Annotated in this window: 10 protein-coding genes; 4 read left to right on the top strand and 6 right to left on the bottom strand. The window is 56.1% G+C overall.

Annotated elements, in window-relative coordinates; all coding sequences use genetic code 11:
- Positions 1 to 17 precede the first annotated feature (17 nt).
- Positions 18 to 1,451: a pyruvate kinase gene (pyk, locus tag R2I50_RS06275; RefSeq protein ID WP_316608306.1), complete on the bottom strand. Its 1,434-nt coding sequence runs from the start codon at positions 1,449 to 1,451 to the stop codon at positions 18 to 20.
- Positions 1,452 to 1,875: 424 nt separating this feature from the next.
- On the opposite strand from pyk, the gene R2I50_RS06270 reads away from it, so the two are divergent.
- On the top strand, positions 1,876 to 2,676 hold the full coding sequence (locus tag R2I50_RS06270; protein ID WP_316608305.1) for an alpha/beta hydrolase-fold protein: 801 nt from the start codon (positions 1,876 to 1,878) through the stop codon (positions 2,674 to 2,676).
- A 304-nt stretch (positions 2,677 to 2,980) separates the two neighbouring features.
- Here the strand turns inward: R2I50_RS06270 and R2I50_RS06265 are convergent, their stop codons facing one another.
- Both R2I50_RS06265 and R2I50_RS06260 read right to left on the bottom strand, forming a co-directional pair.
- The gene (locus R2I50_RS06265) at positions 2,981 to 3,886 is read right to left on the bottom strand and encodes a DMT family transporter (RefSeq protein ID WP_316608304.1); all 906 of its coding nucleotides are present in this window, start codon (positions 3,884 to 3,886) and stop codon (positions 2,981 to 2,983) included.
- Positions 3,887 to 3,938: 52 nt separating this feature from the next.
- Positions 3,939 to 5,297 (bottom strand): citrate/2-methylcitrate synthase, encoded by a 1,359-nt coding sequence (locus R2I50_RS06260; RefSeq protein ID WP_316608303.1) that lies wholly within the window; start codon positions 5,295 to 5,297, stop codon positions 3,939 to 3,941.
- 301 nt (positions 5,298 to 5,598) lie between these two features.
- On the opposite strand from R2I50_RS06260, the gene R2I50_RS06255 reads away from it, so the two are divergent.
- Both R2I50_RS06255 and R2I50_RS06250 read left to right on the top strand, forming a co-directional pair.
- A complete protein-coding gene (locus R2I50_RS06255) occupies positions 5,599 to 6,306 on the top strand; it encodes a polyphosphate polymerase domain-containing protein (protein ID WP_316608302.1) in 708 nt (235 codons plus the stop codon).
- A 67-nt stretch (positions 6,307 to 6,373) separates the two neighbouring features.
- Entirely contained in the window at positions 6,374 to 7,036 is a 663-nt protein-coding gene (locus R2I50_RS06250) for a DUF4956 domain-containing protein (RefSeq protein WP_316608301.1), read from the top strand.
- 285 nt (positions 7,037 to 7,321) lie between these two features.
- Here the strand turns inward: R2I50_RS06250 and R2I50_RS06245 are convergent, their stop codons facing one another.
- The 3 genes from R2I50_RS06245 to R2I50_RS06235 form a co-directional block, all read right to left on the bottom strand.
- On the bottom strand, positions 7,322 to 9,676 hold the full coding sequence (locus R2I50_RS06245) for a glycogen/starch/alpha-glucan phosphorylase (protein ID WP_316608300.1): 2,355 nt from the start codon (positions 9,674 to 9,676) through the stop codon (positions 7,322 to 7,324).
- A gap of 3 nt (positions 9,677 to 9,679) precedes the next feature.
- A complete protein-coding gene (gene malQ, locus R2I50_RS06240; RefSeq protein ID WP_316608299.1) occupies positions 9,680 to 11,179 on the bottom strand; it encodes a 4-alpha-glucanotransferase in 1,500 nt (499 codons plus the stop codon).
- A gap of 247 nt (positions 11,180 to 11,426) precedes the next feature.
- Positions 11,427 to 11,960 carry a CinA family protein gene (locus R2I50_RS06235; RefSeq protein ID WP_316608298.1) on the bottom strand — a complete coding sequence of 178 codons (534 nt, stop codon included), beginning with the start codon at positions 11,958 to 11,960 and terminating at the stop codon, positions 11,427 to 11,429.
- Positions 11,961 to 12,090: 130 nt separating this feature from the next.
- On the opposite strand from R2I50_RS06235, the gene R2I50_RS06230 reads away from it, so the two are divergent.
- Positions 12,091 to 12,819, top strand: coding sequence for an RsmE family RNA methyltransferase (locus tag R2I50_RS06230; protein ID WP_316608297.1), 729 nt, complete (start codon positions 12,091 to 12,093; stop codon positions 12,817 to 12,819).
- Positions 12,820 to 12,875: the final 56 nt, after the last annotated feature.

Here is a 12,875-nt window from a genome sequence, read left to right as displayed (position 1 = left end):
GCCCTGTTTAGATTTGTTTATACGATGCGGATGTTCAGGGTATCGGTACCGGAGGTGGGAACGGTCTTGTTGGAGCTGATGATGACGACGGTGTCGCCCTTCTCGACGATGCCGGTAGCCAGCGCCTTCTCGATCGCCTGTTCGGTGATCTCGTCGGAGGTCTGCTTCTCCTCACCCAGCACCGGACTGACGCCCCAGCTCAGGCAGAGCTTGCGGCAGACCTGCTCGCCGGTGACGACCGCGATGATCGGGCAGCGCGGACGGCAGCGCGCCATCGCGCGCGCCACGGCGCCGGTCTTGCTCTCGGCGATGATCGCCTTGGCGCCGATATTCTCAGCGACCTGCTTCGCCGCCTCACAGATATTCTCGCGGAAAGCGGTCATGTCCGTCTGGGTCGCCGACGCGCCGCGCAGAAGCATGAGGTTCTCATGCTTCTCAGCCTCGGTACAGATATCGTTGAGCGCCTCGACCGACTCGACGGGGTACATACCCGCCGCGCTCTCGCCGGAGAGCATCACGGCGGAGGTGCCGTCGTAGACCGCGTTCGCGACGTCGGAGATCTCGGCACGGGTCGGGCGGATGTTGGTGGTCATGCTGTCGAGCATCTGGGTCGCGGTGATGACGTACTTGCCCGCAAGCACACACTTGCGGATGATCATCTTCTGGATCTCGGGCAGCTTGATGAACGGGATCTCGACGCCCATATCGCCGCGGGCGACCATCACGCCGTTAGACACCTCGATGATGCGGTCGATGTCGTCCACGCCGCTCTGGTTCTCGATCTTACTGATGATCTCGACGTCCTCATAGCCGAGGCTGTCGATATAGTCGCGCAGCTTGATCACGTCGTCGGCGGAACGGACGAAGGAGGCGGCGATCACGTTGACGCCCATCTTCAGACCGAACTCGATATCGGCGCGGTCGCGCTGGCTGATATACGGCATATTGATGGTATAACCGGGGATGTTGATGCTCTTGCGGTTAGAGAGTCTGCCGCCGGTGATGATGCGGGTGACGATACAGTCGGCCTCGACCGACTCTACGCGGGCGGAGATCTTGCCGTCGTCGAAGAGGATCACCCTGCCGATCGCGGTGTTATCGCGGCGGAAGGTATCGATCAGCTTGGGATACGAGAGGGTAACGCCCTCGGCATCGCCATGGCCCTCGGTGGAATACAGGCGGTATTCCTGACCCGCCTCAAGCTCAATAAACCCCTCCTCGAAGGTACCGACACGGATCTCGGGACCCTTGGTATCAAGCAGCAGCGCGACGGTCTTGCCGCTCTTGGCGATCGCCTTCTTGACGATATTGAAGCGCTTGGTCATCGCGTCATACTCGCCGTGCGACATGTTGAAGCGTGCGACGTTCATGCCCGCGTCTATCATCCTGCACAGGATATCGACGTCATCGCATGCAGGACCCATCGTACACACTATCTTGGTCATTCTCATAATAAAACCCCCGTTCATGTTGACAATAGTTATCTAATATTACTATAATAGCAGTAAAACCAAGGGAAGTAAAGAGGTTTTTCATCTTTTTACGGATTTTTATACTAATCCTTGATAAAAAGATTAGTGATATATTTCGGATAGCGCGACGGGAGACGCAGACAGGCTGGCGCCTGTCACTTCCGGGGTCCCCACAACGCCTCGCGTTGTGGGGAGAGGAGGAGTCGCGGCACGAGGCCAAGGCATACCAACCGGATATGCCTACCGAGTACAGCGAACGACGACGACAACAAAGCTATGCGGAATTTAGCGCAATAGATGATAAAGGTTTTTATTAAGGATTAGTATTATGGTGAAACTGGACAATTGCAGCGGTAATTGGTACAATTATTAAAAACTGTACGCTGACTCGGAGGATGATAAAATGAACGAATCGCTGACCGTAATGACCCTGCCCTATCCCGACGGACATGACAAGACCGTGCGCGTCTATGTACCCGCGCATGAAGAGGGCGAGAAGCTGCCCGTCGTCTACATGACGGACGGACAAAACCTGTTTGAGGACGACCTGCCGGGGCAGTTCGGCTGCTGGTACACCCGCGAGGCGGTACGCGCGGAGCGCGGGATCAGCGGCAGGGCGGCGATCATCGTCGGCATCCATAACGACGAGGGCGCGATCGAGCGCACGAACGACCTCACGCCCCGCTCCATCGGCGCGGTACGCTTCCCGTCCGATCTCCCGAAGGAGCTTGAAGAGGGCTTCGAGCCGAAGGGTGAGATCTTCGACTCCTTTGTCATTGATACCGTCATGCCCGCTGTCGAAAAAGACTTTCCCGTTGCAGCCGGCAGAGAGAACACCGCCTTCTGCGGCAGCTCCTCGGGCGGCTTGCAGGCGTATTTCACCGCACTGAGCCACCCCGACCTCTTCTGTATCTCGGGCGTATTCTCTCCCGCCTTCGTCTTGTATGACAGCACGGATATCATCAGCTGGACGATGAACCGGCTCGCCGATCCCGCCCCCTACCTCTACTTCTACTGCGGTGCGGGCGATCCGCTGGAGCAAGAGATCTTCGAGAGCACCGAACAGGTCTATGATATGCTGTCGGGACTTTATCCGCCCGAAAAGCTCACCGAAGTGCTCCTACCCGAGAATCCCCATAATGAGAAAGCATGGGCGCCGATCTTCACCGACTTTTTGCATACATTTTTGCACAGAGAACTGTGATCGAACGAGGGTATTCCTGACATAATGTTTTCGCGAAGCGACATCGTAGGGCGGGGGCTTGCTCCCGCCGTAGGGGCGACCATTGGTCGCCCGAGAATGACGGGCGTTATCCAAATCGAAAACGTCGGATCGGAAATACAACGCACCGCCATAGCGTGCGGTCAATGACCGCCCCTACGATGTCGCTACACGAATGTCCCTTGCGGGACGCGGGTCGTCTTGGGAGCCGCCCCCTACAACTCCTAACTCCTCACTCCTAACTCCCCGCTCCTCACTGCTGACATATAAAAAGCACCGGATCTGTTCAGTCCGGTGCTTTCTTTTGGTAATTCACTAAGATGATGCCGATGGCGGTCAGGATGATGCTGACGATGAACAGCGGCTCGAACAGCTGCCGCTCGCCGAGGATGATGAACGACCAGATCGCGCCGGTGATGGGGATCAGGGCGTTGAACACCAGTATCTGACCCGCCTCGTAGCGCACGAGGAGCGCCGTCCAGAGCGTGAACGCCGCCGCCGATACAAAAGCGAGGTACAGCGTGAGCCAAATTGCTGTCGGCGAGAGCGGCATCCGTCCGCCCATCACGAACGCGGTCAGTAGGATCAGTCCGCCGCCGATCATCAGCTGGTACGCGCTGCTCTCCATGACGATCCCCTTCGACACGCGCTTGCCGACGAAGGAGCCCGCTGTGTTCAAAACCGCCGAGAGCAGTACCAGCCCCTCCCCCGCGAAAGTGAAGCCGCCGAGCCCCTCGGTGTTCACGAGAAGTATCCCGCACACACCGATCGGGATACCGATCAGCTTCAATACCGTCAGCCGTTCCCTGAAGAACAGCGGCGCGAGCAGCACCGCAAAGAACGCCGACGCGGCGGTGATGACAGAGGTCTTGGTGGCTGTGGTATTGGCTACGCCGATGTAGTTGAAAATGTACATCAGCCCCGTCTGTAGGACGCCGTACAACGCAACGCCGCCGACCTTATCCCTCGAAAGCCGCGGCACGCGCTTCTGCTTCACCCACGTAAAGGCGAACACCATCAGCCCCGCAAGGAAGAACCGTACCCCCGCGAACATCAGCTTGTCCGCCGTATCGGTCAGCGCCATCGCCGTATAGCCGTACTTGATCGTCGGATAGGCGGTACCCCACAGCAGGGTACACAGCACCGCGCACGCCATCGCGACCCATTTCTTTTGTAATACACTCTCTTTCATATTCATAAAAGTCGGGCACAGCAGATCGCCGTGCCCGTTATTATTTGATCGTTTATCTGTCTTTCATATCGGTATAAGGAGTCTCCTCGCAAACGCTCATATAGGCGGGACGGATGATCTTGTTGACGTTCATCAGCTCCTCCATACGATGAGCGCTCCAGCCTGCGATACGCGCAACGGCAAAAATTGGGGTATAGAGTTCCTGCGGCAGTCCGAGCATCCTGTAGACAAAGCCGGAGTAGAAGTCGACATTCGCGGAAACGCCCTTGTACATCTTACGGTGTCGAGCGATAACCTGAGGCGCGAGGCGCTCAATACGGCTGTACAGCCCGTACTCCGCCATCTCGCCCTTTGCCTCGGCAAGCTTCTCGACCGAGCCCTTAAAGACGCGGGCGCGGGGGTCGGAGATCGAGTAGACCGCGTGGCCGATACCGTAGATCAGACCCGAACGGTCGTAGGCCTCCTTATTGAGGATGCGTTCAAGATACGCGGCGATCTCGTCGTCGTCCGCCCAGTCCTTGACGTTGGCCTTGATCTCGTTCATCATGCCCATGACGCGCAGATTCGCACCGCCGTGCTTGGGGCCCTTCAACGAGCACAGAGCCGCCGCGATCGCGGAGTAGGTATCGGTACCCGAGGAGGTGACGACGCAGGTGGTGAAGGTGGAGTTGTTACCGCCGCCGTGCTCGGCGTGGAGGATCAGCGCCATATCGAGGACTGCCGCCTCCAGCGCGGTGAACTTCTTGTCCTCACGCAGGGTACGCAGGAGCATCTCAGCCGTCGGCTCACAGCGCTCGGGGTTATGGATGAACAGGCTCTCGCCCAGTGTATAATGCTTATATGCCTGATAGGAGTAGACCGTCAGCAGCGGGAACAGCGAGATCAGCTTGAGGCACTGGCGCAGGACGTTCTCCATGCTCAGGTTCATGACGTCGTGGTCATAAGAGGCGAGTGTCAGCACCGCCTTCGCGAGGGCGGTCATCATATCGCTGCCGGACGCCTTGAGGATGACGTCGCGGACGAAGTGCTTAGGCAGAACGCGGGCGTCGGAGAGCAGCTCCATGAAGTCGCCGAGCTCCTCCGCAGTCGGGAGCTTCGAGAACAAGAGCAGGTACACGACCTCCTCGAAACCGAGGCGGTTGTCGCGCAGACAGCCGGCGATGATATCCTCTACGTTGATACCGCGATAGAAGAGCTTGCCGTCGGTAGGAACTGTCTTTCCGTCGACGATCTTGTTCTGGCGGATCTCGCTGACGTCGGTGAGTCCCGTCAGTACGCCCTTACCGTTAAGGTCACGCAGTCCGATATTGACGTTATATTTCGTGTACAGATCCTTGTCAATATTGCCGCGCTCCAGACATTCCTGCGCGAGCTGACGGATCCTTAAATCGTTATTATTGATGTTTGACATGAGATCACTTCCTTCGATTCGTCGTCGGTGTAATAAATAGATACTTATTTATTATATCGTATTTTTGATCATTAGTCAAATTAAATCTATGCGTGTAAAATCTCACTGAGAACCGCTACTTCACACAAACTCCCCTGTCCGTTCATAATTTGTTCATATTTCCACCATTTTTGCCACACAAAGCCCCTTTATACTAAAGCCATAACAGAAAAACAACACCGATTCGGTCATTGCGAGGAGTAACCCACGGTTACGACGCCGCAATCTCAACCGAATATTAAACACAGAAAGGAGCTTCACCATGGCTTTTACTTACATCTTTCAACGCGTCGAGAAGAAATACATGCTCACCCGCGAGCAGTACGAATATCTGGTACAGGCGATCGCGCCCTACATGCACGTCGACCGGTACGGCGAGACCGAGATCCGCAACATCTACTTCGACAACAGCGACGACGAGCTGATCGAGACCTCGCTGAGAAAACCCGCTTATAAAGAAAAGCTGAGGCTCCGCTCCTACGGCACCCCCAAGTCCGACAGCACCGTGTTCTTCGAGATCAAGAAGAAGTACCGCGGCATCGTCTACAAGCGCAGGGTCAGCATGAAGCTGAATGAAGCCTACCGCTACATCAACGGCGGCAGCCTGCCGGAGCACCTCGAGGGCAACATCCCCGCCGAGATCGACTACATGGTACGCCGCTACCGACTCGCTCCGAAGGCGTTCATCAGCTACAAGCGCGTCGCATGGGCGGGCAATACCGACCCCGACCTGCGGATCACCTTCGACCGCGACATCACCTCCCGCTACGACGACACCCGACTCGAGAGTCAGGCGCCGGGACATAAGGTACTCGACCCCGACGCAGTGCTCATGGAGATCAAGATCCCCGGCGCGATGCCCCTGTGGCTGGCGCATGTACTCAGTGAGAAGAACATCTTCCCGCACAGCTTCTCCAAGTTCGGCACCGCTCACGTACAAAGACAGATCCGCATGGCGAGCGGTTTTTAATCGAAAAAAAACAATCATAACAGGGATACAAGCATCCGAATAATATGAGATTCAAGGAGGAAATATCATGACATTCAACTCTATCTTCACCGGCGACGCGATCACCGTCGTACAGGGACTTATCGTAACAGGCGTTGCCCTCGGACTGGGCATCCTCTCATCACTGGTATATATGTTCAAGAGCTACTGCTCCAAGAACTTTGCCGTGACCTTAGCGCTGCTGCCGCCCATCGTATCCATGCTCATCCTCATGGTCAACGGCAACCTCGGCACCGGCATCGCGGTCGTCGGCGTGTTCTCGCTGGTACGCTTCCGCTCACAGCCCGGAAACGCGCGTGAGATCCTCGCGATCATGCTGAGCATGGCAATCGGACTTGCCTGCGGCACCGGCTACGTCACCTTCGCGGTTTTCGGCGCGGTCATCGTATGCATCGTATGGCTGATCCTCTTCTCCACTCCCTTCGGCAACACCGCCAAGAAGGAGCTGCGTATCGAGATCCCCGAGAACCTCGACTATGAAGGCTTATTCGACGACATCTTCAAGGAATTCACCACCAAGCACGAGGTCATCACCGTCAAGACCGTCCAGATGGGCAGCATATACGAGCTCAGGTACCACGTTTCTCTCCGCCGCGACAAAGGCGAGAAGGCGTTCATCGACGCGATCCGCGCCCGCAACGGCAACCTGCCCGTATCCTGCGGCAGAGTCAAGAACGACGACGAGCTGTAATGATCGTCTGACCTGTAAAAGGATTTTCAACCCGATCTCCACTACTCCTTGAGAATATATCCGACAGAAGCGGCGCTCCACCACGGGGCGCCGCTTCTGTTTTATCCGTTATTCAATTTGAGATTACGCTACAGAACCTTGCCGGTGCCCATGCAGCCGGTACACATGCTCATGCCGGAGCCGCTGCAGATGGGACAGTCCGCCCCGGTACCGCCGCGGTACAGATCAAAAATTATTCAGAGCCGGGATCTCTGCATGGGGATACCGGCTCTGTGGATCAAAAGATTATTTTACCTTCCAGATCTCGGTTGCATACTGGAGGATGGTGCGGTCGGAGCTGAAGGTGCCGCAGTGCGCTACGTTCTTGAGGCACTTGGTACCGAAGGCGATACGATCCTTGTAATCGTTGTTCGCCTGCAGCTTCTTCGCGACATAATCCGGCAGATCATAGAGCAGGAAGTAATGATCGGCGTGGTGCCAGTTGGTGCCGTTGATGAGCGCGTTGTGCAGCTCGGCGAAGCTGCCCTCGCCCTGGGCGCCGTTGTCGTTGAAGGTACCGTCGATCAGGGTATCGACAACACGCTTGATCATCGGGTTGGAGTTATACAGTGCTCTCGCGTCGTAGCCCTCCTTCTTGAGGCGATCGATATCCTCGACTCTGCCGCCGAAGATATACTCGTTCTCCTCGCCTGCCTGCTGGGCGATCTCGACGTTCGCGCCGTCGTAGGTGCCTAAGGTCACAGCGCCGTTGAACATGAACTTCATGTTACCGGTACCGGAAGCCTCGGTGCCCGCGGTGGAGGTCTGCTCGGAGATATCCGCCGCTACGACCAGCTTCTCAGCGTAGGAAACGTTGTAGTTGCTGACGAATACGACCTGCAGCTTATCCTTGGTATCGGGATCGTTGTTGACGAGGTTCGCGATCTCGTTGATGTACTTGATGATCGCCTTCGCTCTCTTGTAGCCGGGAGCAGCCTTCGCGCCGAAGATGAAGCAGGTCGGCTGGAAGTCGGGCAGCTGACCGCTCTTGATGCGGAAGTAGATCCACATGATGGAGAAGGCGTTGAGCAGCTGACGCTTATACTCATGCAGACGCTTGACCTGGATATCGAAGATGAACTTCGGGTTGACCTCGATGTCATCCTTCTTCTTGATGTAGGCGGCGAGCTGCTTCTTCTTCTGATACTTGATCTTGTTAAACTCCTTGACGGACTCGGGGTTGATATACTCCTCGAGCTTATCCATCTTGCTCATATCCTTGAGCCAGCCGGAGCCGATACGCTCGGTGATGAAGGAAGCGAGCTCGGGGTTGCACAGACCGAGCCAGCGACGCTGGGTGATACCGTTGGTCTTGTTCTGGAAGCGCTCCGGATAGACCCAGTACCACTCCTTGAGGACGTCGTTCTTGAGGATCTCGGTATGGATCCACGCAACGCCGTTGACGTAGCTGGAGACATACATCGCAAGACGAGCCATATGGACCTTGCCGTCCCACATGATGCGCATGGCGTTGATGTTATGCTCCTCGACGCCCTTATACTTGAGGTCGTGCCACTGACGATCGTTGATGCGCTCGATGATGCCGTACACCTCGGGGATGACCATCTTCATCAGACCGTTGTCCCACTTCTCCAGCGCCTCGGACATGACGGTGTGGTTGGTGTAGTTGAAGGTCTTCTGCGCGATATCGAACGCCTGATCAAAGTCGACGCCCTCGTTACCGAGCAGACGGATCAGCTCGGGGATGGAGATAACGGGATGGGTATCGTTGAGCTGGATGGTAGTCATCTCCGCAAAGTGCGAGAAATCGGTGCCGTACTTGTTCTTATATCTGCGGAGGATATCCTGCAGGGAAGCGGAGGAGAAGAAGTACTGCTGCTTCAATCTGAGGATCTTGCCCTCGTAGCTGCTGTCGTTGGGATAGAGCACGCGGGAGATGTTCTCGCAGTTGTTCTTATTCTTGACAGCGTCGTCATAGCGGCCTTCGTTGAACGCGAGGAAGTTGAATTCTTCCACGGGCTCAGCCTGCCACATACGCAGGGTGTTGATGTTCTTGGTGCCGTAGCCGATGATCGCCATATCGTAAGGAACGGCGACGACGGTGCTGTCGGCAAAGTTGACGATCTGAGCCTGATCGACGCGGCGGATGCACCACGGATCGGCATACTTGAGCCAGTTATCGGCGACCTCTACCTGGTAGCCGTCCTTGATCAGCTGCTTGAACAGACCGTAGCGATAGAAGATGCCGTAGCCGTCCAGCGGGACTTCCTGAGTCGCGGCGGAATCGAGGAAGCAGGCAGCCAGTCTGCCCAGACCGCCGTTACCCAGAGCGGCGTCCTCGATATCTTCAAAGCGGTTGATATCGATGCCCTTGCTCTTCAGCAGATCTCTTACCTCGTCGAGAATCCCTAAGCAGTACAGATTGTTAAAGAACATTCTGCCCATCAGGAACTCAGCCGAGAAGTAGTAGGCTCTGCGGCTCTCCTCATGCTTTTTCTTGCTCTTGCGCCAGTTGTCGGCGATCTCACCCATGACAGCCTTACCGATGACAAGGTGCAGCTGCTCGGTGGTAAGATCCTTCGGCTTTTTACAATAAGCGGCTTTAGCGATCGCAGTGATCTGATCCATAGTAATCGCCATTGTTTAGTCCTCCAATCGTGAATATGTTTTTGAAAGGTTGTAGAGTCTTTCTGTGATATCCTTGGTGACAGCGTCCTTACGCATCCTCCAAGCCCAGTTACCGCCGAGGGTAGAGGGGATGTTGATCCTCGCCTCGGTGCCCAGACCTAAGATGTCCTGCATCTGGATGATCGCGTAGTTCGCTACACTCTTATAGGCTGCTTCAATGAATTTCCAGTTGACCTCATCGCCGAACTTCATGCCGACGAAATCAGCCATGTACTTGTTGCAGTGCTCCTTCTCCCAGCCTTCTGCCTGCTCGTACCAGCCCATGACGGTGTCATTGTCGTGGGTTCCGGTATAGACGACGCAGTTCTCGGTATAGTTATGGGGGAGGAAGTTGTTGGTATCGTCGTCCGCAAAGGCGAACTCGAGCACCTTCATGCCGGGATAGCCGCTCTCATCCAGCAGCTCCTGAACGCTGTCGAACAGCTCGCCCAGATCCTCGGCGACGATCTCGATCTCACCGAGCTTCTCACGCATAACGTTGAAGAAGTCGATGCCGGGGCCGTTCTTCCACTCGCCGACGATGGCGTTCTCAGCGCCGAAGGGGATCGCATAGTAGGTATCGAAGGCGCGGAAGTGGTCGATACGGGTGATGTCAAAGAGCTTGTCGGCGGCGGCGATGCGGCCCATCCACCAGTCATAGCCGGTGCTCTTTAAGTAATCCCAGTTATACAGCGGGTTGCCCCAGAGCTGACCGGTCTCGGAGAAGTAATCGGGCGGGCAGCCTGCGACGCAGACGGGCTTACGCTCCTCGTCGAGCCAGAACACCTCGGGGTTCGCCCAGGTATCGGCGGAGTCCATCGCGACATAGATGGGCATATCGCCTAAGATCTTGATGCCCTTGCCGTTGACATAAGCGCGGAAGTCCTCCCACTGCTTATAGAACTCGAACTGGAGCCACTTCCAGAAGTCGATCTCACCCCTGAACTTGCGGGTATAGCGGTTGATCGCCTTCTCGTCACGCAGGCGGATGCTCTCATCCTCCCACTCGGGCCACGCCTTATTGCCGAAGCTGAGCTTGACAGCCATATACAGGGCATAGTCCTTGATCCACTTCGCGTTTTTACGCTTAAAGGAGTTAAACGCCTTCTGGTCGCCCTCCTTAAACTTTGCGTAAGCAAGCCTCAAGACCTTAAAACGGCTGTCGTAGATCACGCCGTAGTCGATCTCCTCATCGTTATCACCCCAGTTGAACGATTTGATCTGCTTCTTGGTGAGCAGACCCTCGCTGACGAGGGTGTCGAGGTCGATCATATACGGATTGCCCGCATAGGTCGAGAAGGACTGGTAGGGGCTGTCGCCGTAGCTGGTCGGGCCGACGGGCAGAATCTGCCAGATCGACTGACCTGCCTTCTTCAGGAAATCGGCGAACTTGCGAGCCTCTTTGCCGATCGTACCGATTCCGTACGGCGACGGTAAAGAGGTGATGGGCATGAGCACACCGGAAACTCTTGCCATAATTTCAACTCCTGTCATGATTAAATTTTTATCAGATTGCTCATATGGAGCATACTATCCGATAGTATTCTTATACATTTTAACATACAGATTATTAAAATACAACCTTTTTTATGAAAAACCATCCGAAATCGCAAAGAAAAAGCCCGCCGAAACCGACGGGTAGGATAAGTAATGACAAAGAGGATAAAATGCGGATATCAGGAAGGGGAGGATTCGCTCTCCGTTTCCGTCATGAAAGCGCCGCTCACAGCTTTTCGAGCTCCTTGAGAGCGAAGAAGAGCGCGGCGGATACGGCGAGCTCGCGGATGCGTTCGCGGTCGGCGTTGTTCTCACCGAGCAGCAGCTTCTCGGTATGCAGCCCCATCGCGGTGCTGATACCTACATAAACCAGCCCCACGGGCTTGTATGGCGTTCCGCCCAGAGGCCCCGCGATACCGGTCGTGCTGACGCCGATATCCGCGCCCGACAGCAGGCGGACGCCGCGCGCCATCTCGGCGGCGGTCTTATCCGATACCGCGCCGTAGGTATTCAGCGTTTCTTCACGCACGCCGACGACCTTGTGCTTGATAAAGTTCGCGTAAGAACATACCCCACAGTCGAATACGCCCGAGGCGCCCGATACCGAGGTGATCGCGGCGGAGATCATCCCGCCGGTGCAGCTCTCGGCAGTCGCCACACGCTTCTTCGCCTTGGTCAGCGCATTGACCAGCAGGGTCGGCAGCTCCTTCTCTTCAATATTCTCCCGAGCCAACAGCTCCAGTAATTCCGATGTTTTCACAGCGTCCTCCATTCATCATGACGAAGTCAATTCATTTATTCTATTATACCCCCGACTTTTCCCTATTGCAATCATCCGACAAATTTGTTAGAATTTGTTTACAATTATAATATCAATACGAGGAACGATCATGGCTTGGTTTTTTGCGAACGACGCGATCACAACCGAATATTACACCGTCACCGGCGAGGACGCGGCGCATATCTCCCGCTCTCTGAGGATGCGGGTCGGCGAGGCGCTGACCCTCTGTACCCCCGACGGAAGACGGCACGACTGCGAGATCACCGAGATCACGCGCGATAATGTGACCGTGCGGATCCTCAGCTCCACCGTCTGCGAACAGGAGCCCGGCACGCGGGTCTCGCTCTATATCGCGCTGATGAAGGGCGACAAGCTCGACGATGTGGTGCAAAAGGCGGTCGAGCTGGGCGCGTACGAGATCACGCCCTTCCTCTCGGCGCGGTGCATCTCCCGTCCCGACGACAAGAGCATGGTGAAGAAGGTCGCCCGATGGCAGAAGATCGCCGATAACGCCGCCTCACAGTCCCGCCGCGGCGTCATCCCCCGCGTCAATCCCTGTATCGATCTGAAGGATATTCCCGAAGCGACCGCTGACGCGGACACATCCGTCGTATTCTACGAGTGCGGCGGCGAGAAGCTGAGCGCCCTTATCAAGGGCGATGAGAAGCACCTCGCGCTGATCACCGGTGCGGAAGGCGGCTTCGAGCAGGAGGAGATCGACTTCCTGAGCGATCACGGCGTCCGGATCGCCACCCTCGGCAAGCGGATATTACGCGCGCAAACGGCACCTGTCGCCGCCCTGTGCGCCGCCATGCTGCTGACGGGAAACCTGGAATAGTTAGGAGTTAGGAATGAGGAATGAGGAGTTAGGAATTATATAAACGTCGCATAGAG

The sequence above is a fragment of the uncultured Ruminococcus sp. genome (assembly GCA_902785355.1).
In the GTDB taxonomy this organism is placed as follows: domain Bacteria; phylum Bacillota; class Clostridia; order Oscillospirales; family Acutalibacteraceae; genus Ruminococcoides.
Note: the sequence above shows the minus strand (reverse complement) of the source record. Positions and strands in the feature narration are given on the sequence as shown.

Coding starts and splice junctions, on each gene's coding strand:
- pyk (WP_316608306.1), bottom strand. CDS start 1,451: ATGAGAATGACCAAGATAGTGTGTACGATGGGTCCTGCATGCGATGAC.
- R2I50_RS06270 (WP_316608305.1), top strand. CDS start 1,876: ATGAACGAATCGCTGACCGTAATGACCCTGCCCTATCCCGACGGACAT.
- R2I50_RS06265 (WP_316608304.1), bottom strand. CDS start 3,886: ATGAAAGAGAGTGTATTACAAAAGAAATGGGTCGCGATGGCGTGCGCG.
- R2I50_RS06260 (WP_316608303.1), bottom strand. CDS start 5,297: ATGTCAAACATCAATAATAACGATTTAAGGATCCGTCAGCTCGCGCAG.
- R2I50_RS06255 (WP_316608302.1), top strand. CDS start 5,599: ATGGCTTTTACTTACATCTTTCAACGCGTCGAGAAGAAATACATGCTC.
- R2I50_RS06250 (WP_316608301.1), top strand. CDS start 6,374: ATGACATTCAACTCTATCTTCACCGGCGACGCGATCACCGTCGTACAG.
- R2I50_RS06245 (WP_316608300.1), bottom strand. CDS start 9,676: ATGGCGATTACTATGGATCAGATCACTGCGATCGCTAAAGCCGCTTAT.
- malQ (WP_316608299.1), bottom strand. CDS start 11,179: ATGGCAAGAGTTTCCGGTGTGCTCATGCCCATCACCTCTTTACCGTCG.
- R2I50_RS06230 (WP_316608297.1), top strand. CDS start 12,091: ATGGCTTGGTTTTTTGCGAACGACGCGATCACAACCGAATATTACACC.